Raw genomic sequence first — 26476 nt, 5'->3', positions numbered from 1 at the left:
GTCGCGCGCGCCGTGATGTGCTTCCCTGCGTGCGAATCCCCCGGCACCGCGCGGCCCTGCTGCCTGCCCTCGTCGGGCTGCTGACGCTGCTCGGGCTGGTCGTGGCGCCCGCCCCGGGCGCGTCCGCCGCCTCGGCCGGCTGGGCGGACGTCACCTTCGACGGCAGCGCCAACGACTGGTCGGGCACCCTGCGGCAGCGGGCGACCGGCTTCCCGGCGGCGACGATCACCAGCGACTCGGCCGGCGGGTCGGCCGTGGGCCGCCAGAGCGGCAGCTCGACCTACCTGTCCACCTCGACCCCCGTCGGCGACGTCTACGGCTCCAGCAAGGGCCGGCCGTACCTGAACCTGCGCCCCTACACCGCCAACGGCTCCGGGGTGCCGGGCACCTCGACGACGACGTACGCCTTCGACGCGCCGACGCCGGCCGGCGGGTGGACCTTCGTCCTCGGCGACGTCGACGCGGACGCCGTCACGGTCTCGGCGACCGGGCCCGGCGGCGTGCCGGTCGACCCGGCCGACCTCGGCTTCCGCTCGGTCTTCAACTACTGCGGCTCCGGGACGTGCACGGCGAACGACGACGTCCCGAGCTGGGACGAGGCGGAGGCGACGCTCACCGGGAACGCGAGCGCCACCGACACCAACGGCGCCTCGGCCTGGTTCGAGCCGCAGGTGCCGCTGGAGACCTTGACCCTCGTCTTCACCCGCCGAGCCGGCTTCCCCGTCTACCAGACCTGGTTCGCCGCGCAGGCATTCGACCTGACGGGCACGGTCGACGCCCCGGCCGAGGTCCGGGAGGGGCTGACCGTGCGGCTCTTCGCCCCCGACGGTCGGGTCGTCGAGGAGACGACGACCGACGCCGAGGGGGCCTACCGCTTCGACCGGCTGGCCACGTACGACGGCTACCGCGTCGCGCTCGTCCGCCCGACGGGCTACACCTCCGACGACCCGCTGAGCCGCACCGTCGACCTCAGCACCTCCGACCGCGTCGCCGACTTCTCCCTGCGGGCGATCGTGCCGACCGCCGTCTCCGGCACCGTGCTCTTGTCCGACGGCGATCCCGTGCCCGGCGTGACCGTCACCCTGACCGGACCGGGCGGCGAGCGCACGGTCGTGACCGGCGCGGACGGGGCGTACGTGATCGACGAGCTGGCGGTGGGCGAGGGCTACACCCTGACGGCGACGCCACCGCCCGGCACCACCACCTCGGGCCCGCGCACCTTCGCCGTGCCGCCGGACAGCGAGGAGCCCGTCGAGGGGCAGGACTTCACGATCACCCCGCAGCCCACCGGGACCCTGGGCGGGACGGTGCGCGTCGAGGACGGCGGCACCGCCTCGGGGGTCCGGGTCGTGGTGACCGGGCCCGACGGCGTGAAGCGGGTCGCCGTCACCGACGGCGACGGGCGCTGGTCGGTGGACGACCTGCCGCCCGGGGACTACACCGCCACGGTCGAACCGCCGGACGGCGCCACCGTCGTCGGCGACGCGACGCTCAGGGCCACGGTGCCGGCGGACGGCGGCACGGTCCGCGGCCTCGACTTCGTCCTGGACGCCCCCGCCCCGCCCGCGACCTTCAGCGCGTCCGGCACGGTCGTCGACGAGGCGGGCATGGCCTTCCGCGGGGTCGACGTCACCGTGGTCGACCCGGACGGCGAGCCGTACGCGACCGTCACCACCGGCGAGGACGGCACCTGGCAGGTGGACGACCTGCTGGCCGGTGAGGGGTGGACGGCGACCGTCGAGCCGCCGGAGGGCTACGAGGCCCAGGACGGCGACAGCCTCGCCTTCGACGTGACCGACGCCGACACCACGGGCCTCGACTTCGTCCTCGTCCGCGAGACCAGCACCGGCGGCGGGGGTGGCACCGAGCCGGTCAGCGGCGGCTCGGGCGGCGGCTCGGGCGGCAGCTCCAGCCCGGCCCTGGCCCAGACCGGCGGCCCCGACCTGGCCCTGCTCCTCCTCGGCCTCGGCGCCACGGCCGGCGCCGTCGTCCTCCTCCGCCGCCCGTCCACCCGCCGAGAGTGACGGCGCGCCGGGGACCTCGGCCGAGGTCCCCGGGGTGTCGTCCCACTCGCTGACCGAGCGCGGAGAGCGGACCTCAGCCCGGGGGCAGCGCGACCGAGCGGAGCGGGACGGGCGTCGACACGACGATCGAGGTCGTGAGCTGCCCGTGCACCGACAGCCGGTCGAGGACCTCGGCGAGGTGCGCCATCGAGGCGACCTGCAGCTTTAGCAGGAAGCAGTCGTCGCCCGTGATCCGGTGGCACTCCGTGACCTCGGCGACGTCGGGGACGAGCGCGGTCACCTTGGCCAGCTGACCGGGACCGGGGCGCATGCGGGCGTACGCGGTCACCGGCAGCCCGATCGCCGCCGGGTCGACCTCGAGCCGCCAGCCGACGACCACCCCGTCGCTCCTCAGCCGGTCGACCCGCTCGGTCACGGCCGACGTGCTCATCCCGACCTGCCGGGCCAGCGCGGCCATCGAGAGCCGGGGGTCCTCCTGCAGCAGGCCGAGGATCTGCCGGTTCACGAGGTCGAGGACCTCGGCTCGCGGGGCAGGAGGGCGCTCGGTCCGTCGATTCGTCGGCACGCGTCCAGTTCTACCGTGAGAAGTGCCTGTGCGGGACACGACGGGTCGACCAGGGTCGAGGAGTGCTCGCCGTCCTGCTCTTCGTCATCGTCGCGACCGTGTCCCCCGGCGGGGCCACCGCCCTCGCCACGGCCTCGGGCGCCCGCTTCGGCGTACGCCGGTCGCTGCCCCTGGTGCTGGGCATCGCGGTCGGGCTGGCGAGCCTGGCCGTCGCCGCGTCGCTCGGCCTCGCCGGGGTGCTGTTCCGCGTCCCCCACGTCGAGCTCGTCGTCCGGGTGCTCGGCACGGCGTACCTGCTCCGGCTGGCGTGGCAGACAGCGCACGGCGACGCTCCGCGCGAGGCCGAGCTCGCCGGTCCGCGGCGCTTCCGGGCCGGCGTGCTGCTGCTCTGGCTCAACCCCAAGGGCTGGGCGATGACGCTCAGCGCGGCGGGCGCGTTCGCCGGGGCGGCGGACGGGCCGGTCCGCCTGGCCGCCCTGCTGGGCGCGACGTTCCTCGCCGGCGCCACCGTGTCGCAGCTCCTCTGGTGCACCCTCGGCGGCGCGCTCGGGCGGGTGCTGACGCGGCCCTGGCAGTGGCGCACGCTCAACGTCGCCCTCGCCGTGCTCCTCGTCGCCTCCGTGGTGCCGCTCTGGGTCGAGGGTTCCTGAGACGGCTGCGCCCCCCGGGCCGGTCGGCTCGAGGGGCGCTCCCGCACGGGCGTGCTCCTACTTGTTGGTCCCCTGCGACACCGAGCCCTGCAGCTGGCGCTGGAAGACGAGGTAGACGACCAGCACCGGGACCACGGTGATCACGACGGCCGCGAAGAGCGCGCCGAAGTCGACCGAGTAGCCGGCCTGCGACGCGAACGCCGCCATGCCCTGGGTCAGCACGTAGTTGTCGGTGTTGGTGTTGAGCGCCACCGGCAGCAGGAACTGGTTCCACAGCCCGACGAAGTTGAGGATCGCGACGGTGGCGAGCCCCGGCCTGGCCATCGGCAGCATCACCGAGAAGAAGGTCCGCCACTCCCCCGCCCCGTCCAGCGCGGCCGCCTCGGCGATCGACTTGGAGAGCGAGCGGAAGAAGGAGTAGAGGAAGAACACCGTGAACGGGAAGGCGAAGGCCGCGTACACGAGGATCAGCCCGGGCAGGGTGTTGAGCAGCCCGACCCCGCGCAGCACGAAGAACAGCGGCACGATCGCCAGGAAGATCGGAAAGGTCAGCCCGGCGAGCATCAGGTAGTAGATGAAGCGGTTGCCCGGGAACTGGAACCGCGCCAGCACGTACGCCGACATCGACCCGAACAGCATCGTCACGACCAGCGCACCGAAGACGACGATCACCGAGTTGAGGAAGAAGCTGCCGATCCCGGCCGTCGTCCACGCGTTCACGTAGTTGTCGAACCGCAGCCGCTCGGGCAGCCCGAACGGCGAGGCGAAGATCTCCGAGCTGGTCTTGAACGAGCTCATGATCACCCAGAGCAGCGGGACGATCACCAGCAGCGACCAGATGATCAGGACGGCGTGCGAGCCCGCGGTCACCGCGGTGTCGCCGGCCGTGCGCCCCGACGCCCGCTGCGGGACCGCCTGCGCCCGGCTCCCACCCGCGACCGGTGCGTCCGGCCGGGCCTGCGTCGACGTCACTCCGCCACCTCGTCGCGTCCACCCGTCAGCCGGATCACGAGGAACACCAGCCCGGCGTACGCGAGGGTGATCACCGCGAGGACGACGCCCATGGCGCAGGCGTAGCCGAACTGCCCCTGGGTGAAGGCGGTGGTGAACAGCCGCTGCGAGATCACCAGCGTGGAGTTCTCCGGCCCGCCGCCCGGCTCGAGCGCGGCCATGTAGACGAACGCGTCGAGCGCCAGGATGCCCATGTAGATGTACGCGGTCTGGATGTTGTCGCGCACCAGCGGGATGGTGATCGAGATCGTGCTCCGGAACCGTCCGGCGCCGTCGACGCGGGCGGCCTCGAAGATCTCGGCCGGGATGCCCTTGATCGCGGCGATGAACAGCACCATGTAGAAGCCGACGAGGCCCCACACGATGACGAACATGACCGCGAGCTTGGCCGTGCCGACCTCGCCCAGCCAGGCGAACGACTGGAACTGGTCGAGCCCCACCTTGGTCAGGATGCCGTTGAGCAGGCCGCTGTTCGGGTCGTAGATCTGCGACCAGATCAGCCCGATGACGATCGCGGGCACCACGTAGGGGAAGAACGACACGATCCGGTAGAAGCTCGACCCGGCCAGGCCGCGCACGTTGCCCCGGCTGGAGCCGCCCACGGTGACCAGCGTGGCGAAGAACATCGCCAGCACCAGGGTCACCGTCGGCAGCACCAGCGCGAGGACCACGCTGTTGCCGACGGCACGCAAGAAGATGTCGTCGTCCAGCAGCTTCGTGTAGTTCGCCAGGCCGACGAACGGGATGTCGGCGGAGAAGCCCGTCCAGCTGGTCAGCGAGAAGTACGCGGCCTGCACGAACGGCGACACCACGAAGGCGATGTACGCCGCGAGCGGCACCACGAGGAAGACCGCGAAGAAGCTGATCCGGTCGAAGGTCAGGTTGCGCTTGCGCCAGCGGGGCGAGCCCAGCTGCCGCAGCCCGTGGCGCAGACCGACGCCGGCGGCCGCCCCCTCGACGGGGGCGACCGGGCCGACGGCCGTCACGACACCGGGACCTTCTTGACCGAGTCGTCCGAGGCGATCTTGTCGGTGATCGACTGGAGGCCCTTGGTCAGGGTCGCGACGTCGGAGCCGCCCTGGAGGAAGGTGTTCCACAGCACGAGCTGGTCGGTGTTGGTGCCGTAGAGGTCGACGAAGTTCCAGGTGAAGACGTTCGTGCCGGCCGCGTCGAGCATCTTGACCTGCGACTGCAGGGCGGTCGAGCCGAAGCCGTCCTCGGGGATGAGGCCCTTGACGATGCTCGAGCTGAAGGTGGTCTTGGCGAAGTTGGTCGCCGCGTCCTTGCTCAGCATCGCGCGCAGGAACTCCTTGCCGCCGGCGACGTTCTTGCCCTGCGCCGGGACGATGTAGCCCTCGCCCGCGGTGGAGTGCAGCGCCTCCCACGGCATCGCCGAGCTGGAGTCGACCGTCGGCTCGGGCGCCCCGGTCATCTTGAAGCCGTCCTTGGTCTGGTCCTTCATCTCGTTCTCGATCCAGCCGCCCGAGGGGTAGAGCAGGAAGTCCTCGTCGTTGCTCCACTGCGCCTGCGCGGCGGTGAACACGGTGCCCGCGCCGCCCGGCTTCACGTAGCCGGCGTCGATGATCTTCTTCAGGCCGGTGAAGACCGACTGCACGGCCGGCATCGACCAGCAGTCGGGCTTGAGGTTCTCCAGCGCGAGGCGCACGTCGTTGCCGCCCTGCTTGATCGCCGAGGCGATGGCCATCGTCTGGTAGTAGGTCGCGGCCTCCTTGCCCCAGCCGAGCAGGTACTTGCCCTTGGCGTTGGCCTGGCCGCCGAGCTCGTACATCTCGTCGTAGGTCTTGGGGACCGTCCAGCCGTTCTGCTCGAAGAGCGAGGCCGAGTACCAGAGCGCGTACACGGTGAGGACGTAGTTGAGCTGGACGAACTTGCCGTCGAAGGTGCCCGGCGCCGTGACCCCCGGGTAGAGGGTGTCGGCGATCTTGGTGCCCTCGTAGTTGTTGGCGTTGATCACGTCGGTGAGGTCGGCCAGCTGGTCGCGGATCGTGTTGATGCCGATGAGGCCGGCGCCGGAGTTGTCGATGACGTCCGGCGGGTTGCCCGCGACGAAGCGCGGCTGCAGGGTCTGGGCGATGTTCGTCGCCGGGCTGACCTTGACCGTCGAGCCCGCGTTCTTCGTCTGCATCGCCTTGCCCGCGAACTCGGCGTACTCGATGCCGTAGCCGCCCTTGAAGATCACGGCCTCCGTGGAGGAGTTCGCGGCCAGCCCGAACGGGTTGTCGGCGCTGCCGGCGCCCGTGGCGGTGTTCGACGGCGTCGTCGAACCGGTGCCCGACGTCGCGCAGCCGGCGAGGCCGCCGGTCGCGGCGAGGGCGGCGGCGGCGAGCCCGCCGCGCAGGAAGTTGCGCCGGTCGAACGAGCGCAGGGTCGGGACGGGGTTGTTCATCTTCTGAGTCCTCCGGTTCGTGGTTCGTCGAGGGTTCTGGCGGGTGCGTGCGGGTGGTGCTGCTCGGGGCTGGGTGGGACGGCCTAGGTGCCGCGGTGGATGCGGCCGGCGTAGCGCGCCTCCAGCGCGGAGTTGTGCTCGTCGCCGCCGGGGATGTTCGCGGAGAGGTAGAGCGGGGGCCGCCGGCCGTCGACGGCGATCCGCTCGCTGACGCCGACGGTCAGCAGCTGTGCGATGTACGCGGCGGTGATCGAGGAGACCGCACCGACCGGGACGCCGCCGTTGAGCGTGAGGGTGGCGTCGCCGTACGGGGCGAGGTTGTCGATCACGACGTCGGCGACGTCCGACAGCCGCTGGCCGCTCGGGTGCTTGAGCGGCACGGCCATCGTGTGCTCCATCGAGGTCACCGCGACCAGCGGGATCCCGCGCTCCTTGGCGATCAGCGCGAGGCCGACGATCGAGCCGTTGACGCCCGAGTTCGAGGCGATCATGAGTATGTCGCCGGGCTGGATCCCGGCCAGGTCCCACAGCTGCTCGACGTTGTCCGGGTTGCGCTCCAGGCTGGAGCCGCCGAGGTCGTCGACCGAGAGGCTGCCGCGCAGCACGAGGTCGCGCAGCGCGATCTTGTTGGTGGGGATGAAGCCCCCGGCGCGCCCGGCGATCTCCATGGCGAAGGCCTCGGAGTGCCCGGTGCCGAAGGCGTGGACGACGCCGCCGGACTCGATCGTGGTGGTCATCAGGTCGAGGGCGGCGTCGAGGCCACCCTCGGCGGCGGTGCGGGTGATCGCGTCGAGGCGCGTACGCACCTGCTCGGCGAAGTCGTTCGCCGCGGCGGCGAAGTCCATCGGGCTCCTCTGGTCGGTCGGTGCGGTGCTGGGGGCTGGGGCCGGGACGGCGCTCACGGCGTCGACGACCCGGGGTGCGGCTCGGGGGTGGAGCGGGTGCGCCGGGGCCGTCGGTGCGAGGCCACGGCGAGCGCCGACGCGGCGAGCTTGTCGCTGGAGCGGTCGAAGTCCTCCTGGGCCACGAGGAGGTAGAGCAGGTCGAGCACGAGCAGCTGGCCGTGCTTGGCCGACAGGTCGTCGGGCTGCAGCGCCTGCTCGTAGACCGAGGTGACGATGCTGGCCTGGGCGAGCTCGTCGAGCGGGGAGCCCGGGTTGTTGGTGATGGCGACGGTGAAGGCGCCCGCCCGGTCGGCCTCGGCGAGCATCTCGATCGTCTCCTCGGTCCGCCCGGTCGTGGAGATGCCGATGGCCACCGTGTCGGGACCCTGGATCGCGGCGCTGACCAGGCCGAGGTGGACGTCGGACCAGGTGAAGGCGGGGACGCCGATGCGGTAGAGCCGGCCCTGCAGCTCCTGGCCGAGCATCGCGCTGCCGCCGACGCCGTAGATGTCGACGAGACGGCTGCGCCCGATGCGCTGCGACACCTCGCTCATCACCGCGAGGTCGATGGCCGAGGTGGCCTCGCGCAGCGACCGCGTGTGGCTGCCGATGAGGCGCGCCAGCAGCAGCTCGGGGGTGTCGTCCGGCGAGACCTCGCGGCCGATCTCGTTGGCCCACGACTCGCGCGCGGTGCTGCGGCCGACGTCGGTGGCGATGCCGACGCGCAGCTCGACGTAGCCGGCGTAGCCGATCATCCGGCAGAAGCGGGTGACGCTGGCGGCGGAGGTCCCGGCCTGCTCGGCCAGCTCGCCGATCGACAGGGTCAGGGGCGCCTGCGGCTGCGTCAGCAGGTAGTCGGCGACGCGGGCGAGCGCGGCGGGCATGTCGGGCTGCAGCGCGCGGATCCGGTCCGCGACCGCGGGGGCCTGCTCGCGCGTCTGCGCAGCCCGCTCCGACGTGAGAATGAGTATCGCCCGCTTCCCGAGTCCCTGAAATTCGCTCTCACGCTAGTGTGTGGCCGCGCCCGGGGCAACCACCTCGGCGGCGCTGCGGGCGAGTGCAACGCAACCGCAACACAACCCCCGCCGCGCGACCGTCTCCTGAACTCCCGGTGAGGACCTCATGACGCAGCTCCTGGCCCTCGACGCCGGTGGCACGAGCACCCGGGCGGTCGCGCTCGACCACGACGGGGAGGTCCTCGGCCTGGGCCGCAGCACCGCGGGCAACCCCACGGCCGCGGGCATCGTGCCGGCGGCCGAGGCGGTCGCCGCCGCCGCCCGGGCCGCGCTCCCCCCGGGCACGACGTCGGACATGGCGGTCCTGGCCATGGCCGGCGAGCAGAGCGACGCCTTCCGCGCCGAGGTCGAGCAGCGCCTGGCCGCGTACGGGGTGACGCGGGTGGTGCTCGACCACGACCTGCTCGCGCTCTTCTGCTCCGGGACGGCCTCGCTCGAGGGCTACGCCCTCATCGCCGGCACGGGGACGGTCGCCGCACGGGTGCGTGACGGTTCGCTGGAGCGCGTGGTCGGCGGCCGCGGCTGGCTGCTCGGCGACGCGGGGGGCGGGTTCTGGATCGGGCGCGAGGTGGTGCGGGCCGTGGTGTCCGCCCTCGACGGGCAGGCCGAGGCGACCGCGCTGACCCAGGACGTGCTCGGCGCGTTGGGCATCGTCGCGGACCCCGCGTACGAGGCCGGCCGCGTGTCGGCGATCCGCCAGCTGGTCTCCGCGGTCTACGCGCGGCGCCCCGTCGCCCTCGCCGAGCTGGCCCCGCTGGCCTTCGCCGCCGCCGCGGCGGGCGACCCGGTCGCCCGGCGCGTCGTCGTGGCGGCGTCGGAGGCCCTCGCCGACCTGCTCGACGCGGTCCGGGTGCCCGACCTCGAGGGCCCGGTGGTCGTCGGCGGCAGCGTGGTCGCCCGCGGCGTGCTCCAGGCGCCGCCCGCGCTCTCGGTCGACCTGACGCCGCCGGCCCGCGGCGTCGCGGTCACCGCCGTGCCCGACGGGCTGGTCGGTGCGGCCGTCCTCGCCCTGCGCCACACCGGCGCCGAGGTCGACGACGCGAGGTTCGAGCGGCTGCGGGCGGCGATCCGACTTCCCCAGCCTGCTTAGGAAGCGTCGCCCCTCCGGGTCCGCACGGTCCCTCGTCCGCACCCGCGCCCGCGCCCGACGAGGCCGAAAGGTCGCCCGACCGAGCCGAAACTTTCGGCGTCAAGGGTTATCAAGCCGTGATGGGGACCGCTCCCAGAATCGCTCAGGTCGCTGTTATGTTCACCTTCACTACATAAACCCGTCATCGTCGACGCGGTCCGGTCACCCCCGTGCGAGCCACCTCGCCCGCACCCGGGACGACCTTCGCGAGGACGACGGGCACGTCCAGCGCACCGACCGGTGCGCGCCCTCAGAGCCGGTGCACCACCGGTCCGAGAAAGGTCCGTACCTCATGAAGAAGCAGCTCCTCGGCCTCGGCACGCTCGCCGCCGTGGCCACCCTCACCCTCGCCGGGTGCGGTGGCGGCTCGGACGCCACCCCCGCCGCCTCGGGCGGTTCCTCCGCCGCGGTCGAGGGCAAGATCGGCGTGATCCTGCCCGACACCGAGTCCTCCGCCCGCTGGGAGACGGCCGACCGGCCGTTCTTCCAGAAGGCCTTCGCCGACGCCGGCGTGCAGTCCGACATCCAGAACGCCCAGGGTGACGCGACGCAGTTCCAGACCATCGCCGACGGCATGATCAGCGCGGGCGTCAAGGCGCTCATCATCACCAGCATCGACCCCGACTCGGGCACCGCGGTCATCAAGAAGGCGACCGACGCCGGCATCCCTGTCATCGACTACGACCGCGCGAACCTCGGCGGCGGCGCCAAGTACTACGTGTCCTTCGACAACGTGAAGGTCGGCCAGGCCATCGGCGACGGCCTCGTCAGCTGCATCAAGGCCGACAACAAGACCAACGCCAAGGTCGTCGAGCTGGACGGCTCGCCCACCGACAACAACGCCACCCTGTTCAAGCAGGGCTACGACCAGGTCATCAAGGCGGCCGGCTACGACGTCGTCGCCGAGCAGGCCGTGCCGGAGTGGAGCAACGAGGAGGGCGGTCGCCTCTTCGAGCAGCTCTACACCAAGCAGGGCGGCAAGGTCGACGCGGTCGCCGCGGCGAACGACGGCCTCGCGGGTGCGGTCATCTCCGTGCTCCAGCGCAACGGCCTCGCCGGCAAGGTCCCGGTCAGCGGCCAGGACGCCACCGACGAGGGCCTGCAGCGCATCCTGCTCGGCACGCAGTGCAACACCGTCTACAAGGCCGTGAACAAGGAGGCCGACGCCGCCGCCAAGCTGGGCATCGCGCTGGCCAAGGGCGACGTGAGCGGCGCCGACGCGCTGGCCACCCAGACCTTCGACGACCCGAAGGCCGGCACCAGCAAGAAGGCGATCCTGCTCGACCCGCAGGCCATCACCAAGGACAACGTCAAGGCGGTCATCGACGACGGCTTCACCACCGCCGACAAGGTCTGCACCACCGCGGAGCTGAAGAAGGCCTGCTCCGCGGCCGGCATCTCCTGACCCTGCACCGCACCCCCTGGCCGCCCCGGCTCCTCGCGAGCCGGGGCGGCCAGGTCCGTTCACGAACCAGCCAGAACCAGGAGAACCGATGACGACCGAGAGCGTCAGCCCGCCGGCTGAGGGGCAGCAGCCGCTGCTCAGCCTGCGGGGCATCACCAAGAGCTTCGGGGCGGTGGACGTCCTCAAGGGCGTCGACCTCGACTGCTACCTCGGACAGGTCACCGCGCTCGTCGGCGACAACGGCGCCGGCAAGTCGACGCTCGTCAAGGGCATCGCGGGCACGCACACCTTCGACGGCGGCCAGTACCTCTTCGAGGGCCGCCCGGTGACCGTGAACTCGCCCAAGGCGGCGAGCGACCTCGGCATCGAGGTCGTCTACCAGGACCTCGCGCTGTGCGACAACCTCGACGTCGTCCACAACATGTTCCTCGGCCGCGAGGAGGTCAACGGCATCGTCATGGACGAGACGACGATGGAGCGCCGGGCGGCCGAGACCCTCGCGGGCCTCTCCGTACGGACCCTCAAGTCGGTCCGCACCTCGGTGTCGCGGCTCTCCGGCGGTCAGCGCCAGACGATCGCCATCGCCCGCGCCGTGCTGTGGAACAGCAAGCTCGTCATCCTCGACGAGCCGACCGCCGCCCTCGGCGTCGCCCAGACCGAGCAGGTGCTCAACCTGGTCCGCCGCCTCGCCGACAGCGGGCTCGCGGTCATCCTGATCTCGCACAACATGAACGACGTCAAGCAGGTCGCCGACAGCGTCGCCGCGCTCTACCTCGGCCAGCTGGCCGCGACCGTGCGCACCGCGGACGTCAGCACCGGCCAGATCGTCGAGCTCATCACCACCGGCCGCAGCGGCGACCTCGGGCTCGCCGCCGACAGAGAGGTGCTGCGATGAGCACCACCACCCAGACCCCGGCCGCCCGGGCCGAGGACGCGCCGGAGCGCGCGACCCTCGGCAGCGCGGCGCGCGACTACCTCACGCGCGTGCGTGGCGGCGACGTCGGTTCGCTCCCGGCCATCGCCGGCTTCGTGTTCCTCGTCGTGCTGTTCACGATCCTGCGGCCCGACCAGTTCGCGAGCAAGCTCAACTGGGCCAACCTGCTCAACCAGAGCGCGGCAGTCATCTTCATCGCCATGGGCCTGGTCTTCGTCCTGCTCCTCGGCGAGATCGACCTGTCCGCGGGCTACACCGCCGGCGTCGGCGCGGGCACGCTCGCGGTGCTGCTGACGCTGAAGGGCTGGCCCTGGCCGGCCGCCGTGCTCGCCGCGCTCGTCGTCGGGCTCGTGATCGGCCTGCTCATCGGGCTGCTGGTCGCGAGGCTGGGCATCCCGTCGTTCGTCGTGACGCTCTCGGCCTTCCTGGCCCTGCAGGGCGTCCTGCTGACCGTCATCGGCACCGGCGGCACCGTCCCGGTCCGCGACCCCTTCGTGCTGTCGCTGATGAACGACAACCTGACGCCCGTGCTCGGCTGGGTGATGTGGGTGGTCGTGGTCGCGGGCTACGCGCTCGTCGAGCTCCTCGGCCGCGCCCGCCGCCGCAAGGCCGGTCTGCCCTCGCCGTCGGTGAGCCTGCCCGCGCTGCGCATCGCCGTGCTCGCCGTGGTCCTGGGCCTGGTCGTCTACCTGTTCAACCTCGAGCGGGCCGTCAACCCGGCGATCAAGTCGCTCAAGGGCGTGCCCCTGATCGTGCCGATCGCGGTGGTCTTCGTCGTCGTGCTGAGCTTCGTGCTCAAGCGGACGCGCTTCGGCCAGCACGTGTACGCCGTGGGCGGCAACGCCGAGGCGGCGCGCCGGGCCGGCATCAACGTCAACCGGATCAAGATCGCCTGCTTCATGATCAGCTCCACGCTGGCGGCCTTCGGCGGGATCCTGCTGGCCTCGCGGGCCAACTCGGTCTCCCCGTCCACCGGTGGCGCCTCGACCCTGCTGCTCGCGGTGGGCGCGGCCGTCATCGGCGGCACGTCGCTCTTCGGCGGCAAGGGCCGGATCATCGACGCCATCATCGGCGGCCTGGTCATCGCGGTGATCCAGAACGGCCTGCCGCTGATCACCCAGCGTGCGGAGATCCAGTTCATCGTCACCGGGCTGGTGCTGCTGCTGGCGGCGAGCGTCGACGCGATCTCGCGCAGACGCGCAGCGGCCACAGGCCGCTAGCCCCTCCCGGAGAGGCTCGACGATGAGCGTCCGGGAGACTCTGGCCGGGTCCCCGGACGTCCGGCGCACCAACCTGGCCGTGCTGCTGCGGCACCTGCACCTCGACGGGGCCATGCGGCGCGCCGAGCTCACCGACCGGTCCGGGCTGACCCGCAGCACGGTCGCCGGGCTGGTCGGTGAGCTCGGGCGGCTCGGCGCCGTCGAGCAGACCGCGGCCAGCACCACCTCGACGGCCGGCACCCCCACGCGGGGCCGGCCGTCGCCCGTGGTGCGGCCCTGCCCCCTCGGGGTCCAGGTGCTGGCCGCCGAGGTGCGCGTCGACCAGGTCGAGGTCGCCCTCGTCGGCCTCGGCGGGACGGTGCTGCACCGCGACAGCCGGCCGCTGCCCGACCCGAGCCCCGAGCCCACGGCCGACCTCGTGGCCCGCTCGGTCGCCGACCTGGCGCACGCCGCCCCGGGCCGGGTCCTCGGCCTCGGGGTGGCCGTCCCCGGGGTCACGCGCCACCGCGACGGCGCCGTCCGCTTCGCCCCCAACCTGTCGTGGCGCGACGTCTCCTTCGGCCGGATGCTCTCCGACCGGCTGCCGGGCACCGACGTGCGGGTCGTCAACGACGGCGACGCCGGCGTCCTAGCGGAGCACCTGCGCGGGGTGGCCCGCGGGTGCGACGACGTCGTCTTCGTCGAGGGCGAGGTCGGCGTCGGCAGCGGCGTGGTGGTCGACGGCAAGCCCCTGGTCGGCGCCGGTGGCTACGCCGGCGAGCTCGGCCACATCGCCGTCGCCGGGCTCGGCGGGCGCCGGTGCCGCTGCGGTTCCGACGGCTGCTGGGAGACCGAGATCGGGCTCGACGCCGTCGCCCGCGCGCTCGGGCTGGGGCCCGACGCCTCCCGGCGCGCGGTCGTCGACGCCCTGCGCACGGCCGGGGACGAGGAGGTCCGCCGGCTCGAGCCCGTGGCCCGCCACCTCGGGGCCGGCCTGGCCACGGTCGTCAACATCTTCAACCCGAGCCTCGTCGTGCTCGGCGGCCTGCTGCGCGAGCTCTACCCCTGCGTCGCGGCCGAGGTCCGCCGCACCATGGTCCGCGGCGCCCTGGCCGCACCGGTCGAGCAGGTCCGGCTGGCCCTGCCCGAGCTCGGCGACGACGCCGTCCTCCTCGGCGCCGCCGAGGCCGTGTGGCAGCGCGTGCTCCTCGACCCCGTGGCCGCGCTCGGCGGCTGAGGTCTGCTGCTCAGACGGCCGTCGCCCGGCCCGCCGAGCCGAACTCGCGCATCCGGCGCCGGATGATCCCGCTCATCGCCTGACGGGCCTGCGCCACGGCGGCGCTCGGCTCGACCTCCGCCGGGCGCTCGGCGAGGGCGGTGCGCAGCGCGGCGGTCCAGGCGAGGTGGCTGTCCGCGCCCTGGTTGACCTTGCGGATGCCCTGCGCGACGACGGCGACCTTCGCCTCCGGCGCGATGCCGTACGACGGCGTCAGCGCACCGCCGTGCGCGTTGATCGTCTCGACGTACTCCGGCGGGATCGAGGAGCTGCCGTGCAGCACGAGGCCCACGCCGGGCACGCGCTCCTTGATCGCCGCGACCAGCTCGGGTCGGAGGCGCTCGCCGCCGGAGGGGTCGGTGAACTTCACCGTCCCGTGGCTGGTGCCCACGGCGACGGCCAGCGCGTCGACCCCGGTCGCCTCGACGAAGTGCGCCGCCTCCTCGGGGTCGGCGTAGACGAGCTCCTCGACGATGCCGTTCGCGCCCGACTCGGCGCCGCCGACGGTGCCCAGCTCGCCCTCGACGCTGACGCCGCGGGCGTGCGCGAGCTCGACCACCTCGCGGGTCAGCGCGATGTTGGTCTCGAGGTCGTTCGGCTCGTCGTCGTCGACCGAGCGGCTCGCGTCGATCATGACGCTGGTGAAGCCGTGGTCCATGGCTCGCACGCAGTCGTCGCGGTGGCGCCCGTGGTCGAGGTGGAGGCCGACCGGCACGTCGGCGTAGCTCTCGACGACCGCAAGGAGCTGGTCCCACCACCAGCCCTCGTCGTCGTACGCGCTCGTTCCCGCGATGGCCTGCACGACCACCGGCGAGCGCTCCGCCCGGGCCGCGTCGAGGACCGCCACCGCCTGGTTGAGGTCGGAGACGTTGAACGCGCCGACGGCGTAGCCGCCGCGCTCGGCGTCGGCGAGGAGGTGGGCGAGGGTCGTGAGGGTCACGGCGTGGTCCTGTCGGTTCGGTGTGCGGGGTGGTCCGGGGTGGGGGTGGGGCAGGCGGGCGGGCCGTCGGTCGCGGCCGGTCCGTGCGCGTGCTCGAAGTCGCGCAGCGTGAGGGCCAGCGCGCGGTAGGCGCGACGCTGGCGGGCGTACCAGGCGGCGGTGCGCTCGACCGGGCAGCGCGGCGGCCCGAGCGGGGCCGGCGGCAGGTCGTCGACGTCCACGTCCCCCAGCGCCGCCGCCGCGAGGAGGGCGGCGCCGCGGGCCGAGGACCGCCCGGGCGCCGGGGTGAGCGGGGCACCGCAGGCGTCGGCGCGGGCGCCGAGGGCGACGGCGCTGGTCGCGCCCGTGCCCACGGCGCGCAGGTCGCCGACCACGACACCCACCGTGAGGAAGGCCTCGAGCAGCACGCCGAGCTCGAAGCCGCTGGCCTCGAGGAAGGCCCGCGCGACCTCGGCCCGGGTGGTGGCCAGGGTCAGGCCCAGCACCGACCCGCGGACGTCGGGGTCGTTGTCGAGCGTGCCCGAGCCGGCCAGGTAGGGCAGGACGAGCAGCGGCGAGGGGTGCGGGGAGGCCTCGGCCACCAGCGCCTCGACCCCGCCCGCGCGGACCAGCTCGGCGACCCACTCCACGGCGAGCCCGCCGGCCGCCGAGCCGGCGAGGGTGATCCAGCGGTCCCGGCGCCAGGGGTACGTCGCGAAGCCGGTGCCGGAGAGCCCCCCGGGCCGGGTGGTCGACCCGACCGCGAGGCAGTCGCTGGAGCCGAGGGCGTAGACGGAGACCTCGCCGGGACGGCCGCCCGCACCGACGTACGAGGCGGCCTGGTCGTGCATCCCGGCGACCAGCAGCGTGCAGCGGGACAGCCCGAGGCGGTCGGCGACGGCCGCGTCGAGCGGGCCGAGGTCGGTGCCCGGGGCCACCAGCGGCGAGAGCCGGTCCGGGCTCAGCCAGGGCGCGTCGAGCGCCACGGCGGCGAGGACCTCACGCGACCAGTCCCGGCGCGAGACGTCGAGCATCCCGGTGCGGGCGGCGCCCGTCCAGTCGGCGGCGGGCGGGGCGCCCAGCCGGGTGGCGACGAAGTCGGCGAGGGTGCGGTACGCCGCGACGTCGCGCGAGCGCCAGGCGGGTCCGCCCTCGGCGATCTTGGCCACCGAGAACATCCGGTGGCAGGGCTGGCCGGTCAGCTGCTGGACGCGGTCGGCGCCCAGCCTCGCGGCCAGCGCTGCGGCGGCGGTCGCCCCGCGGGCGTCGAGCCCGAGGGGCACCCCGGCGAGCGCGCGGCCCGCCGCGTCCACGGGGACGACCGCCTCGCCCTGGCTGCTGAAGCCGACGGCGCGGACGGGGTCCCCGGTCCCGGCGACGCGGGCGGCGACCTCGGCGAGGACGGCCTCCACGTCGAGGAGGAGGGCCTCGGCGTCCAGCTCCCACCAGCCCGGCCGGGGGAGGACCGGGGGGTGGGGCGGGACGCCGAGGCCAGGTCCCGGCCCTCGGCGTCGAAGGCGACCGCGCGGACGCCGGTGGTGCCGAGGTCGAGCCCGACCGTGCTCACCGGGGGTTCACCCGGCGGGGTGGGTCGTGAGCACGGGCGGGCTCAGGGGTGGGGCTGCCGGTCGCGACCCGGGGCTACTTCTCGCCCCAGCAGAGGTTCAGGCCCTCGGTGGTGTCGATGCTGTCGAGACCGTCGACCGGCTTGTCGGTGACGAGCTTGACGCCGGTGTCGTAGAAGTCGAGGCCCGGGGTCACGGCCGGCTTCTCGCCGCCGCGGGCGATCTTGGCGATCGCGTCGACGCCGAGCTCGGCCATCTTGAGCGGGTACTGCTGCGAGGTGGCGCCGATGGTGCCGTTCTTGACGTTCTCGACGCCCTGGCAGCCGCCGTCGACCGAGACGATGGTCACGCCGCTCTTGCCCGCGGCCTTGAGCGCGTCCGCGGCACCGGCCGCACCCGGCTCGTTCAGCGTGTAGACCAGGTTGATGTCGGAGTTCTTCGACAGGCAGGCCTCCATGGCCGACTTGCCGCCGTCCTGCGCGCCCTTGGTCGGCTCGTTGCAGACGATCTCGTAGTCGCCGCCCTTGCCGCCGGTGTAGGTGCCCGTCTTGTCCTCGTCGCCGTTCTTGGTCTTGTCCTTGGTGTCGATCCCCATGCCGGTCAGGAAGCCCTGGTCCCGGTTGTAGTCGACGGAGATGATCTTGTCGTTGAAGGCGTCGAGCAGCGCGATCGTGGCCTTCTTGCCGTCCATCTGGGCCGCGGCCCACTTGCCGATCTCCTCGCCCGCCGTGAAGTTGTCGGTGGCGAAGGTGATGTCGACGACGTCCGCGGGCTCGGGCGGGGTGTCGAGCGCGATCACGTAGAGGCCCTGCTTGCGCGCGTTCTCGATCGCGGTGTTGACGCCGGGACCGTTGGGCGTGATCAGGATGCCCTGGTCGCCGCGCGACACGGCGGCCTCGATGGCCTCGACCTGGCCGTCCTCGTCGCCGTCCTCCTTGCCCGCGGCGATGGTGAGGTCGACGTTGTTCTTCGAGGACGACTCCTTGGCGCCGTTCTGCATGGCGATCCAGAACGGGTTGATCGAGTCCTTGGTGATCAGCGTGACGGCGACGGGCTTGTCGCCGCCGGAGCCGGCGCTGCCGTCGGCGCCGGGGGCGGCCGACGAGCCGCCGCAGGCGGTCAGGGCGAGCACGCCGGTGGCGAGCAGGGCGAGCGGGGCGAGCCCGCGGCGGACGGGAGACAAGCGACGGTGCATTGATCCTCCTGGTGGCTTTTGCCGGTATTCTTACCTAAGTTGACCCCCATACGTCCAGCACCTGGCGTAACGATTTGGACGAGAGGATGGTCCGGATGTCCGCAACCCCCGCTTCCCCGGCCGCTGAGGCTCCCGGGGACGAGGCGCTCCGAGCCGAGGCGCGCGCCGCCGAGAGCTGCACGGTCGAGGTCCTGGTCGAGCGCGCCCGGGGGCTGCTGGTCGAGGGCCGGCGCTCCTTCCTGGGCATCACCGGGGCCCCGGGCGCCGGCAAGTCCACGCTCGCCGAGGCCGTGGTCGCCGCGCTGCCGCCGGGCCAGGCCGTGCTGGTCGGGATGGACGGCTTCCACCTGCGCGACGACGAGCTCACCCGGCTCGGGCGGCGCGAGCGCAAGGGCGCGATCGACACCTTCGACTCCGCCGGCTACGTCCACCTGCTCGAGCGGCTGCGGGCCCGCACCGACGCCGTCGTCTACGCCCCCGTCTTCGACCGCGGCCTCGAGGAGTCCATCGGGTCGGCGCAGCCCGTCCCCGCCGAGATCCCGCTCGTCGTCACCGAGGGCAACTACCTGCTGGCCACCGACGGCGACTGGGCCCGCGTCCGCGACCTGCTCGACGAGTGCTGGTTCCTCGAGCCCGGCGAGGACGTCCGCGTCGACCGGCTCGTCGCGCGGCACGAGCGCTTCGGGCGGAGCCCGGAGGAGGCGTACGCGCGCACGGTCGGCAGCGACGGCCGCAACGCCGAGCTCGTCGCCACCACCCGCGGGCGCGCCGACGCGGTCCTGCGCCTGACGTCGACGATCATCACGTCGTGAGACCGGTGGCGGCATGGCGGCGCTGAGCGTCGGGGTCAGCGCCGGCGAGGTGCTCGGCCTGATCGCGTCCGGCGAGGCCCGTACGCGGAGCTCGCTCGCGCGGGCGACCGGCATGTCCCGCCCGACCCTGGCCGAGCGGCTCGAGGTCCTCTTCCGCGCCGGCCTGATCCACGAGGGGGCCAACGCCGCGCCCTCGGGAGGGCGTCCCTCGCGGGTGCTCGACCTCGACCGCGACCGCTACGCCGTCCTGGGCGCCGACGTCGGCGAGGACCACGTCCGCCTGCTCCTCACCGACCTCACGGGCGTCGTCGTCGCCGAGCGGCTGACCGAGCTGCCCGTCACCGCCGGGGCGGGCACCGTCCTCGGCTGGGTCACCCGGACCGGCGCCGCCCTGCTCGAGGAGACCGGGCGCTCGACCCGCGACCTGCTCGGCGTCGGCCTCTCGGTGCCCGCACCGGTCGACCGCGCGACGAACCAGGTCGCCTCGCCCTCGGTGATGGCCGGCTGGGAGGGGCGTCCGATCGAGGCCCTCATCCGCGCCGAGCTCGACGTCCCGGTCGTCGTGGAGAACGACGTGAACGTGCTGGGCTTCGCCGAGCACCGGCAGGCCTGGCGCGACTACGACGACGTGCTCTTCGTCAAGGCGGGCACGGGCATCGGCAGCGCGATCATCAGCGCCGGCCAGCTCTTCCGCGGCACGCACGGGGCGGCGGGCGACATCGGCCACCTCCGGCTGCGGCCCGAGGACGGGCCCCTGTGCCGCTGCGGCGCGCGGGGCTGCGTGGAGGCGCTGGCCGCGGGCTGGAGCATCGTGCGCGACCTCCGCCGAGACGGGGTGGACGTGAGCACGACGCGCGACGCGATGGACCTCGTGCGGGCCGGCGACCCGGAGGCGGTCGCGCTGCTCCGCGCCGCGGGCCGCTCCCTCGGGCAGGCGATCGCGTACGCGGTCAACCTGCTCAACCCCGCGGTCGTCGTCGTGGGCGGCAGCCTCAGCGGCGCCGGCCCGCACCTGCTCACGGGCGTGCGCGCCTCGGTCTACTCCCACTCGCTGCCGCTGGCCACGAACGACCTGCGCATCGTCGAGGGCCGCCACGACGAGCGCAGCGGCGCCACCGGCGCGGCCCTGCTCGCCGCCGCCCGCACGCTGCGCCCGGACGTGGTCAACGACCGGCTACGGGCCCTGGGGTGAGGGTCGCGCCCGCCTAGAACTGCTGCCAGGCCGGCTTGTTCGCGTACGTCCAGCGGTAGTAGTCGCCGAGCGTGAGCCCCGCCGCCGCGTCCTCGTCGACCATGATCGTCGCGCGCCGGTGGTGCTGCAGGATCGAGGCCGGGCACATGCTGGTCACCGGTCCCTCGACGGCGGCGGCCACGGCCGCCGCCTTGCCCGATCCCTGCGCGACGAGCAGCAGCTCGCGCGCGTCCATGATCGTCCCGAGGCCCTGCGTCAGGCAGTGGGTCGGCACCTCGTCGGGGCGGTCGAAGAACCGCGCGTTGTCCGAGCGCGTGCGCTCGGTGAGGGTCTTGATCCGGGTCCGCGAGGCGAAGGACGAGGTGGGCTCGTTGAACCCCACGTGGCCGTTCGCGCCGATGCCCAGGATCTGCAGGTCGACACCGCCCGCGGCGCGGATCGCGTCCTCGTAGCGCTCCCCCGCGGCCTCCAGGTCGGGGGCCCGGCCGTCCGGCACCTGCACCCGGTCGGGGTCGAGGTGCAGCGGCGCGGTCACCTCGCGGTGGATGACGGCCGCGTACGACTCGGGGTGCTCGGCCGGGATGCCGACGTACTCGTCGAGGGCGAAGGCGCTCACCCCGGTCACGTCCAGCGAACCGTCACGCACGTGCTCGGCGAGGGCCGCGTAGATGGCCAGCGGGGAGGACCCGGTGGCCAGGCCGAGCACCGCGTCGGGCTTCTCGCGCACGAGGCGGACGATCTTGCGCGCCGCCAGCGCGCCGACCTCGGTGGCCGAGGGCAAGATCACGATCTCCATCGCTGTTGACCCTAGTGGAGGCGGAGCCGAGCCAGCAGCGCGGCTCCGACCGGCCGGGAGGCGCCGTAGGTCGCGACGTCGGCGTACGCGCGGTCGGGCGCGGGCCAGCCCAGCTCGGCGACGAGCGTGTCGCGCTCGCGGCACAGGACGTCGACCACCTCGCGCGCCCACGGGTGCCGGTGCACGTCACGCCCGAGGACCAGCACCGGGAGGTCGGGCAGTCCGGCGAGGTCGAGCGGGTCGTCGGGGTGCAGCACCAGCGTCGGCACGTCGGCGAGGTCGGGTCCCCAGGGGACGACCCCGACGGCGATGTTCGGGGTGTCCTCGAGGCGCACGGCGACCAACCCGTCCCGCGCCCGGCGGCACCAGTCGAGCGCCCGCGGGGCGAGGTCGAAGGTCGCAGAGACCGCCTCGTCGGTCAGGAGGTCCGCCAGCGCCGCCTCGGTCGACCTCGCCGGGACCTCGGGTGACGGGCGGTCCTGCGCGAGGCCCGTGACCCGGCGCACGGCCTCGGCCAGCCGCTCCTCGTCCAGACGGCCGTCGGCGACGGCGGCCTCCACGCCCGCCACGATGGCGTCGACCTGCTCGGCGGTGTTGTCGTTGCCGAGGCAGAGCAGGTCGCAGCCCGCCGCGAGCGCGCGCACGGCGCTCTCGGGCAGGCCGCCCGGGCTCGCCGCGCCGGCCATGTCGAGCGCGTCGGTGACCACGACGCCGTCGAAGCCCAGCTCCTCGCGGAGCAGCCCGATGAGGACGCGGCGGCTGAACGTCGCGGGCTCGTCGAGGTCGACCTGCGGCAGCAGGATGTGCGACGTCATGACCGCCCGGACGCCGGCGCGGGCCGCGGCGACGAACGGCACGAGCTCGCGCTCCCGCAGTTCAGCCAGGGACCGGTCGACGACGGGGAGCGCGAGGTGGCTGTCCGTGCCCGTGTCGCCGTGGCCCGGGAAGTGCTTGGCGCAGCCGTCGACGCCGGTGGCCTGGAGGCCCTCGACCCAGGCGACGCCGTGCCGGGCGACGAGGTCGGCGTGCGGGCCGAGACTGCGGACGCCGATCACGGGGTTGTCAGGGTTGCTGTTCACGTCGACGTCCGGGGCGAAGGTCATGGTGCAGCCCGTGCGCCGCAGCGCCCAGCCCACCTCGGCCGCGACCGCGCGGGTCAGGTCGAGGTCGTCGATCCGCCCGAGGACGGCGTTGCCGGGGAAGGGCGAGCCGGCGTCGGCGAAGAGCCGGGTGACGTCGCCGCCCTCCTCGTCGAGCGCGACGACCGCGTCCGGGTTCGCCGCGCGGATCTCGGCGGTCAGGGCGGCGAGCTGGTCGTGGCCCGCGATGTTGCGGGCGAAGAGGCAGACGCCGCCGAGCCCGGCCCGCAGCCGCGCGCACAGCCAGTCCGGGAGCTCGGTGCCCGAGAAGCCGGGCAGCAGGGTGGGCAGGACCTCCACGCTCACGCGTCCTCTCTCTCGGGCTCTCCCCCGGGCCCGGCCGCCAGCCGGCCCTCGCCCAGGCGCCAGTGGCCGCCCGCGCGCCAGACCGACAGGATCGCGCGCTGCAGCGAGGTGGTCGCCTCGAGCTCGGCCGGGTCGGGCCGCCCACGCCGGGCGAAGCCGAAGAAGAGCGCGTCCTCGTCGGCGTCGCGCTCCTCGCCGTACACCTGCCAACGCTGCTGGAAGTGCGCCACGTTGGTCCCGGGCAGGAGCTCGGGCAGGCGCGGGTCGAGCATCCAGCTCAGGCAGTGCACCTCGAGCGGGCCGGCCTCCGGGAAGTGCCGGGCGAAGAAGGGCAGGGCGCGCGCCAGGGAGGCGTCGACGTCGGCCGGGCGCAGGCCGTCGCCGCGCGGGATGTGGGTGGAGCACACGAGCTCGCGGCCGCCGCCGTCGACCCGGGTGCCCTCCTCGAGCGAGAACTGCAGCCGACCGAGCCGGTAGAGCGCGCCCGACCAGACCCAGCCGGTCTCCCAGGCGTAGGAGTAGAGCCCGAACCTCCCGCTGACCAGGCGGTGGACCCACACCTGCTGCCCCAGGTCGGCGAGCGTCGCGGCGGACACGTCCTCGGGCACCCCGCGCGAGGCGTGGAAGGCGGCGAGCGCCGGCGCAGAGGCGAGCAGGGCCAGCGCGGCCAGCCCGCCGCCCTCGTCGTGCTCGTCGTGCGTACGCAGGTCGAGCCCGGCCCAGACGTCGTCGCCCTCGTGGGCCGGCAGGGTGCCGACGTGCGCGGACAGGCGTCGCACCGCCTCCTCGACCACGGCGAGATGGTCCGGGCGGTCGAGCACGGACCGGGCCAGGGCGAGCGCGTCGGGCACGTCCGGCCCCCGGAACCCCAGCTCCTCGAGCCGGTCGGCCAGGTCCGGCGCGCTCAGCTGCGCGCGGACGTCCGGCACGGCCACGCCCTCGAACGGCTCGGGCTCGCTCACGCGGTCTCGAGCCAGCGCCCGCGGAGCATCACGCGCTGCAGGGCACCGGCGTCGTCGACCAGGCAGAGGTCGGCCGGCCCGCCGGCGCTGACGGTGCCGGCGTCGAGCCCGTAGTGCCGGGCCGCGTTCGTCGAGGCGACGCGCGCGGCGGCGGCCAGGTCGTGCGTCAGCGAGGCGACCAGGCCGAAGGCGCGGCCGGTGGTCAGCGTCGAGCCCGCGATCGCTCCCGGCTCGCCGTCGGCCCCGACCAGGCGGGCCTGGCCGTCGGTGACCTGCACGTCGAGGCTGCCGAGGGTGTACGGGCCGTCGGGCATGCCCGCCGCGACCATCGCGTCGGTGACGAGGACGACGCCCTCCGGGCCCGCTGCGCCCAGCGCCATGGTCAGCACCTCGGGGGCGACGTGGAAGCCGTCGGCGATCAGCTCGGCCGCCACGTGCGGGTCGGTCAGCAGCCGCGGCACGGGACCCGACTTGCGGTGGTGGATGGGCGACATCGCGTTGAAGACGTGCGTGCCGACGTCGGCGCCGGCCTCGAGGGCCCGGACGAGCATCGCGTCGTCGGCCGCGGTGTGGCCGACGGCGACGTGGACGCCGGCGGCGACGAACCGGCGTACGGCGTCGAGCCCGCCGCGCAGCTCGGGGGCGAGGGTGACCAGCCGCAGGCACCCACGGCCGGCCTCGACCAGCCGGTCCACCGACTCGGGGTCGGGGGCGCGGAGCAGGGAGGGTTCGTGGGCGCCCGGCTGCTGCGCGGAGAGGAACGGCCCCTCGAGGTGCGCGCCGGCGAGGTGGCCGTCCTCGACGAGGTCGGCCAGCACGTCGAGCTGCGCGCACAGGTCGTCGACCGAGGCGGTCACGAGGCTGGCGAAGGTCGTCGTGGTGCCGTGGCGGGCGTGGAAGTCGCGGGCCGCGAGGACCTCGTCGGGGTCGGCGCTGGCGTAGTCGTGCCCGCCGCCGCCGTGCACGTGGGTGTCGACGAAGCCGGGGACCACCCAGCCGCCGAGGCGCTCGGCGCGCTCGTCCCAGGCGTTGGCGTGCACCGCGGCGACCCGCTCGCCGCGGACCTCGACGACCGCGTCGTCCAGGACCCCGTCCGGGGTCACGACGTGCGCGGCCCTGAACCTGTGGACGTCGTCGGGCACGGGTTCAGGCTAACGAGCGGGGCTACCGCTCCGCGCGGCCCCGCCCTTCGACCGGCTCAGAGATCGTGGCTGGGCTCAGGCGCCGGCAGCGTGGCTCGCGAGCAGGTCGCGGAGCCGACCACGATCACTGAGCTCGTCGAAGGGCTCAGAAGGCGTACCGGACGGTGCACCAGGGGGCGCGCTCCTCGATCAGGGCGAGGAGCTGCTCGACGTAGCCCTGCTTGGCCCGCCACGCGTAGCGGACGTTGAGCTGGCCGTTCTGCGAGCGCTTCGTCTCCTGCAGTCGCGGCTGCCACAGCACCTCCTCGGCCTGGGGGTGCCAGCCGAGGTTGACCTGGTGCAGCTGCTCGTTGTGCGTCAGGAAGATCACCTCGCAGGCCACCTGCGCCTTCGTGCGCTCCGACGTCGCGTCGCCGAGCGCGTCGAGCAGGTCGGCCCAGCGCGCGAGCCAGCCGTCCTCGACGACGACGGGCGAGAAGTTCACGTGGACCTCGTAGCCCGCCTCAACGAAGTCGTCGAGCGCGGCCAGCCGCTCGGCCATCGGGCTCGTACGGATGTCGAGCAGCTTGGCCGTGTCCGCCGGCATGAGGGAGAAGCGGGCCCGCGTACGCCCCTGCGGGTCGAGGTCGAGCAGGTCGCGGTTCACGTACTTGGTCGCGAAGGACGCCTTGGCGTTCGGCAGGTCGCGAAAGGTGCCGATCAGGTCGGCCACGTTGTCGCTGATCATCGCGTCGACGCTGCAGTCGCTGTTCTCGCCGAGGTCGTAGACCCAGTCGGTCGGGTCGCACTGGTTGGGCTCGGGCTTGGTGCCCTGCTTGGCCGCGTGGCGCACGAGGTGCGCGGTGATCTGGTCGATGTTGGTGAAGACCGTGATCGGGTTGCTGTAGCCCTTGTGCCGCGGGACGTAGCAGTAGGCGCAGGCCATCGCGCAGCCGTTGCTCGTGGACGGCGCGATGAAGTCGGCCGAGCGGCCGTTGGGCCGGGTGCGCACCGTCTTGAGCACCCCGAGCACGAGCGCCTCGCGCTTGATGCGCACCCAGCGACGGACGTTGTGCTCGTCGCCGTGCAGCTCGGGGATACGCCAGTGGCTCGCGACCTCGACGACCTCGGCGTCGGGCCAGCGGGCCGCCACCTGCCGCCCGCGCGGTGAGGCGAGCGCGTCCGGCTCGGCGTAGATCCGCGTGACGTCGAGCAGCGGCTGCGGGTCCCGTCGGGCGTTCGTGGTCGTGGGGCTCGTCATCGTGCCCAGGGTTACCCGCCGGGGCCCTGCGGAGACGCACCGCAGCGACGTTTCGCGCCCTACTACGTTGAGTAGTGCACGACAGACCACCCCGGACGAGAGGACCATGACCATGGCCGACGAGCTGAACGGGCGCACCGTCGCCTTCCTGATGGCGAACGCCGGCGTCGAGCAGGCGGAGCTGACCGGCCCGCGCGACGCGCTGACGAAGGCTGGGGCGAAGGTCGTCCTGCTCGCCCCCGAGAAGGGCGAGATCCAGGCGTTCAACAACGACGTGGAGAAGGCCGACACGTTCGACGCCGACCTCGCCGTGGGCGACGCCGACCCGGCCGACTACGACCTGCTGGTGCTGCCGGGCGGCACCACCAACCCCGACGCGCTGCGCCTCGAGGACGACGCCGTCGCCTTCGTGAAGACCTTCGCCGGCAGCGGCAAGCCCGTCGGCGCGATCTGCCACGGCCCGTGGACGTTGATCGAGGCCGACGTCGTGCGCGGCAAGACGCTCGCGAGCTGGCCCTCGCTCAAGACCGACATCACCAACGCGGGCGGCACCTGGAAGGACGAGCAGGTCTTCCGGTGCCCCGCCAACGGCTGGGTGCTCATCAGCAGCCGCAACCCCGACGACATCCCCGCCTTCGGCGAGGCGCTGGTGAAGGAGCTCTCCGCCTAGGACCGCTCTTTCGCCGACCCGAGATCGTGCGTGCGCCC

At 73.6% G+C, this 26476-nt stretch carries 24 protein-coding genes and 1 pseudogene; 10 read left to right on the top strand and 15 right to left on the bottom strand.

What is annotated here, in order from left to right; genetic code table 11:
* Positions 1–29 precede the first annotated feature (29 nt).
* Positions 30–2024 (top strand): MSCRAMM family protein, encoded by a 1995-nt coding sequence (locus BLU42_RS17675; RefSeq protein ID WP_172825821.1) that lies wholly within the window; start codon positions 30–32, stop codon positions 2022–2024.
* Between the two features lie 73 nt (positions 2025–2097).
* On the opposite strand, the gene BLU42_RS17670 is transcribed toward BLU42_RS17675, so the two are convergent.
* Complete coding sequence (locus BLU42_RS17670) at positions 2098–2529, bottom strand: Lrp/AsnC family transcriptional regulator (RefSeq protein ID WP_231918252.1); 432 nt, start codon at positions 2527–2529, stop codon at positions 2098–2100.
* A gap of 122 nt (positions 2530–2651) precedes the next feature.
* Here BLU42_RS17670 and BLU42_RS17665 point away from each other — a divergent pair, with 122 nt between their 5' ends.
* A complete protein-coding gene (locus BLU42_RS17665; RefSeq protein ID WP_091077485.1) occupies positions 2652–3239 on the top strand; it encodes a LysE family translocator in 588 nt (195 codons plus the stop codon).
* 57 nt (positions 3240–3296) lie between these two features.
* On the opposite strand, the gene BLU42_RS17660 is transcribed toward BLU42_RS17665, so the two are convergent.
* From BLU42_RS17660 to BLU42_RS17640, 5 genes are all read right to left on the bottom strand, one after another.
* A complete protein-coding gene (locus tag BLU42_RS17660) occupies positions 3297–4211 on the bottom strand; it encodes a carbohydrate ABC transporter permease (RefSeq protein ID WP_231918250.1) in 915 nt (304 codons plus the stop codon).
* Positions 4208–5236, bottom strand: coding sequence for a carbohydrate ABC transporter permease (locus BLU42_RS17655; RefSeq protein WP_231918248.1), 1029 nt, complete (start codon positions 5234–5236; stop codon positions 4208–4210). Before BLU42_RS17655 ends, BLU42_RS17660 begins: the two co-directional genes overlap by 4 nt.
* Complete coding sequence (gene ngcE / locus BLU42_RS17650; protein WP_091077482.1) at positions 5233–6657, bottom strand: N-acetylglucosamine/diacetylchitobiose ABC transporter substrate-binding protein; 1425 nt, start codon at positions 6655–6657, stop codon at positions 5233–5235. Before ngcE ends, BLU42_RS17655 begins: the two co-directional genes overlap by 4 nt.
* 83 nt (positions 6658–6740) lie before the next feature.
* Complete coding sequence (locus tag BLU42_RS17645) at positions 6741–7502, bottom strand: sugar isomerase domain-containing protein (RefSeq protein ID WP_091077479.1); 762 nt, start codon at positions 7500–7502, stop codon at positions 6741–6743.
* A gap of 53 nt (positions 7503–7555) precedes the next feature.
* Positions 7556–8446 (bottom strand): MurR/RpiR family transcriptional regulator, encoded by an 891-nt coding sequence (locus tag BLU42_RS17640; RefSeq protein ID WP_269458048.1) that lies wholly within the window; start codon positions 8444–8446, stop codon positions 7556–7558.
* 217 nt (positions 8447–8663) lie between these two features.
* Here BLU42_RS17640 and BLU42_RS17635 point away from each other — a divergent pair, with 217 nt between their 5' ends.
* From BLU42_RS17635 to BLU42_RS17615, 5 genes are all read left to right on the top strand, one after another.
* Positions 8664–9647, top strand: a complete 984-nt coding sequence (locus BLU42_RS17635; RefSeq protein ID WP_091077473.1) for an N-acetylglucosamine kinase — start codon at positions 8664–8666, stop codon at positions 9645–9647.
* Between the two features lie 331 nt (positions 9648–9978).
* On the top strand, positions 9979–11091 hold the full coding sequence (locus tag BLU42_RS17630; protein ID WP_091077470.1) for a sugar ABC transporter substrate-binding protein: 1113 nt from the start codon (positions 9979–9981) through the stop codon (positions 11089–11091).
* An 88-nt stretch (positions 11092–11179) separates the two neighbouring features.
* The gene (locus BLU42_RS17625; RefSeq protein WP_091077466.1) at positions 11180–11986 is read left to right on the top strand and encodes an ATP-binding cassette domain-containing protein; all 807 of its coding nucleotides are present in this window, start codon (positions 11180–11182) and stop codon (positions 11984–11986) included.
* Positions 11983–13245 carry a sugar ABC transporter permease gene (locus BLU42_RS17620; protein WP_091077462.1) on the top strand — a complete coding sequence of 421 codons (1263 nt, stop codon included), beginning with the start codon at positions 11983–11985 and terminating at the stop codon, positions 13243–13245. The genes BLU42_RS17625 and BLU42_RS17620 overlap by 4 nt, the downstream gene beginning before the upstream one ends.
* A gap of 22 nt (positions 13246–13267) precedes the next feature.
* A complete protein-coding gene (locus BLU42_RS17615) occupies positions 13268–14461 on the top strand; it encodes an ROK family protein (protein ID WP_091077458.1) in 1194 nt (397 codons plus the stop codon).
* A 10-nt stretch (positions 14462–14471) separates the two neighbouring features.
* Here the strand turns inward: BLU42_RS17615 and BLU42_RS17610 are convergent, their stop codons facing one another.
* The 4 genes and pseudogenes from BLU42_RS17610 to BLU42_RS17600 form a co-directional block, all read right to left on the bottom strand.
* The gene (locus BLU42_RS17610) at positions 14472–15440 is read right to left on the bottom strand and encodes a ketose-bisphosphate aldolase (protein WP_091077454.1); all 969 of its coding nucleotides are present in this window, start codon (positions 15438–15440) and stop codon (positions 14472–14474) included.
* Positions 15437–16270, bottom strand: coding sequence for an FGGY-family carbohydrate kinase (locus tag BLU42_RS21650; protein WP_269458047.1), 834 nt, complete (start codon positions 16268–16270; stop codon positions 15437–15439). The genes BLU42_RS17610 and BLU42_RS21650 overlap by 4 nt, the downstream gene beginning before the upstream one ends.
* A pseudogene (locus BLU42_RS21645) lies at positions 16253–16870 on the bottom strand (FGGY family carbohydrate kinase); the annotation flags it as partial. The gene BLU42_RS21650 and the pseudogene BLU42_RS21645, both read right to left, overlap by 18 nt.
* Positions 16871–17060: 190 nt before the next feature.
* Positions 17061–18167, bottom strand: coding sequence for a substrate-binding domain-containing protein (locus BLU42_RS17600; RefSeq protein ID WP_197680496.1), 1107 nt, complete (start codon positions 18165–18167; stop codon positions 17061–17063).
* Positions 18168–18274: 107 nt separating this feature from the next.
* Between BLU42_RS17600 and BLU42_RS17595 the strand changes: the two genes are divergently transcribed.
* Positions 18275–18991, top strand: coding sequence for a nucleoside/nucleotide kinase family protein (locus tag BLU42_RS17595; protein ID WP_091080862.1), 717 nt, complete (start codon positions 18275–18277; stop codon positions 18989–18991).
* Between the two features lie 13 nt (positions 18992–19004).
* Positions 19005–20183, top strand: a complete 1179-nt coding sequence (locus tag BLU42_RS17590) for an ROK family transcriptional regulator (protein ID WP_091077443.1) — start codon at positions 19005–19007, stop codon at positions 20181–20183.
* A gap of 13 nt (positions 20184–20196) precedes the next feature.
* Here the strand turns inward: BLU42_RS17590 and nagB are convergent, their stop codons facing one another.
* From nagB to BLU42_RS17565, 5 genes are all read right to left on the bottom strand, one after another.
* Positions 20197–20979, bottom strand: a complete 783-nt coding sequence (gene nagB / locus BLU42_RS17585; RefSeq protein WP_091077439.1) for a glucosamine-6-phosphate deaminase — start codon at positions 20977–20979, stop codon at positions 20197–20199.
* 11 nt (positions 20980–20990) lie between these two features.
* Positions 20991–22424, bottom strand: coding sequence for a beta-N-acetylhexosaminidase (nagZ, locus tag BLU42_RS17580; RefSeq protein ID WP_091077436.1), 1434 nt, complete (start codon positions 22422–22424; stop codon positions 20991–20993).
* The gene (locus BLU42_RS17575) at positions 22421–23386 is read right to left on the bottom strand and encodes an acyltransferase domain-containing protein (protein ID WP_091077432.1); all 966 of its coding nucleotides are present in this window, start codon (positions 23384–23386) and stop codon (positions 22421–22423) included. Before BLU42_RS17575 ends, nagZ begins: the two co-directional genes overlap by 4 nt.
* Positions 23383–24528, bottom strand: a complete 1146-nt coding sequence (locus tag BLU42_RS17570) for an N-acetylglucosamine-6-phosphate deacetylase (RefSeq protein ID WP_091077428.1) — start codon at positions 24526–24528, stop codon at positions 23383–23385. The genes BLU42_RS17575 and BLU42_RS17570 overlap by 4 nt, the downstream gene beginning before the upstream one ends.
* Positions 24529–24673: 145 nt before the next feature.
* Entirely contained in the window at positions 24674–25768 is a 1095-nt protein-coding gene (locus BLU42_RS17565; RefSeq protein ID WP_091077424.1) for a spore photoproduct lyase family protein, read from the bottom strand.
* A gap of 112 nt (positions 25769–25880) precedes the next feature.
* Here BLU42_RS17565 and BLU42_RS17560 point away from each other — a divergent pair, with 112 nt between their 5' ends.
* Positions 25881–26438, top strand: a complete 558-nt coding sequence (locus BLU42_RS17560; protein ID WP_091080859.1) for a type 1 glutamine amidotransferase domain-containing protein — start codon at positions 25881–25883, stop codon at positions 26436–26438.
* Positions 26439–26476: the final 38 nt, after the last annotated feature.

The sequence above is a fragment of the Microlunatus sagamiharensis genome (assembly GCF_900105785.1).
In the GTDB taxonomy this organism is placed as follows: domain Bacteria; phylum Actinomycetota; class Actinomycetes; order Propionibacteriales; family Propionibacteriaceae; genus Microlunatus; species Microlunatus sagamiharensis.
Note: the sequence above shows the minus strand (reverse complement) of the source record. Positions and strands in the feature narration are given on the sequence as shown.

Bases quoted from the DNA above. Each gene is read 5' to 3' on its own strand.
- BLU42_RS17595 (WP_091080862.1), top strand. From the start codon at position 18,275: ATGTCCGCAACCCCCGCTTCCCCGGCCGCTGAGGCTCCCGGGGACGAG.
- BLU42_RS17645 (WP_091077479.1), bottom strand. From the start codon at position 7,502: ATGGACTTCGCCGCCGCGGCGAACGACTTCGCCGAGCAGGTGCGTACG.
- BLU42_RS17635 (WP_091077473.1), top strand. From the start codon at position 8,664: ATGACGCAGCTCCTGGCCCTCGACGCCGGTGGCACGAGCACCCGGGCG.
- BLU42_RS17560 (WP_091080859.1), top strand. From the start codon at position 25,881: ATGGCCGACGAGCTGAACGGGCGCACCGTCGCCTTCCTGATGGCGAAC.
- BLU42_RS17565 (WP_091077424.1), bottom strand. From the start codon at position 25,768: ATGACGAGCCCCACGACCACGAACGCCCGACGGGACCCGCAGCCGCTG.
- BLU42_RS17620 (WP_091077462.1), top strand. From the start codon at position 11,983: ATGAGCACCACCACCCAGACCCCGGCCGCCCGGGCCGAGGACGCGCCG.
- nagB (WP_091077439.1), bottom strand. From the start codon at position 20,979: ATGGAGATCGTGATCTTGCCCTCGGCCACCGAGGTCGGCGCGCTGGCG.
- BLU42_RS17630 (WP_091077470.1), top strand. From the start codon at position 9,979: ATGAAGAAGCAGCTCCTCGGCCTCGGCACGCTCGCCGCCGTGGCCACC.
- ngcE (WP_091077482.1), bottom strand. From the start codon at position 6,657: ATGAACAACCCCGTCCCGACCCTGCGCTCGTTCGACCGGCGCAACTTC.
- BLU42_RS17590 (WP_091077443.1), top strand. From the start codon at position 19,005: ATGGCGGCGCTGAGCGTCGGGGTCAGCGCCGGCGAGGTGCTCGGCCTG.
- BLU42_RS21650 (WP_269458047.1), bottom strand. From the start codon at position 16,270: ATGCACGACCAGGCCGCCTCGTACGTCGGTGCGGGCGGCCGTCCCGGC.
- BLU42_RS17615 (WP_091077458.1), top strand. From the start codon at position 13,268: ATGAGCGTCCGGGAGACTCTGGCCGGGTCCCCGGACGTCCGGCGCACC.
- BLU42_RS17625 (WP_091077466.1), top strand. From the start codon at position 11,180: ATGACGACCGAGAGCGTCAGCCCGCCGGCTGAGGGGCAGCAGCCGCTG.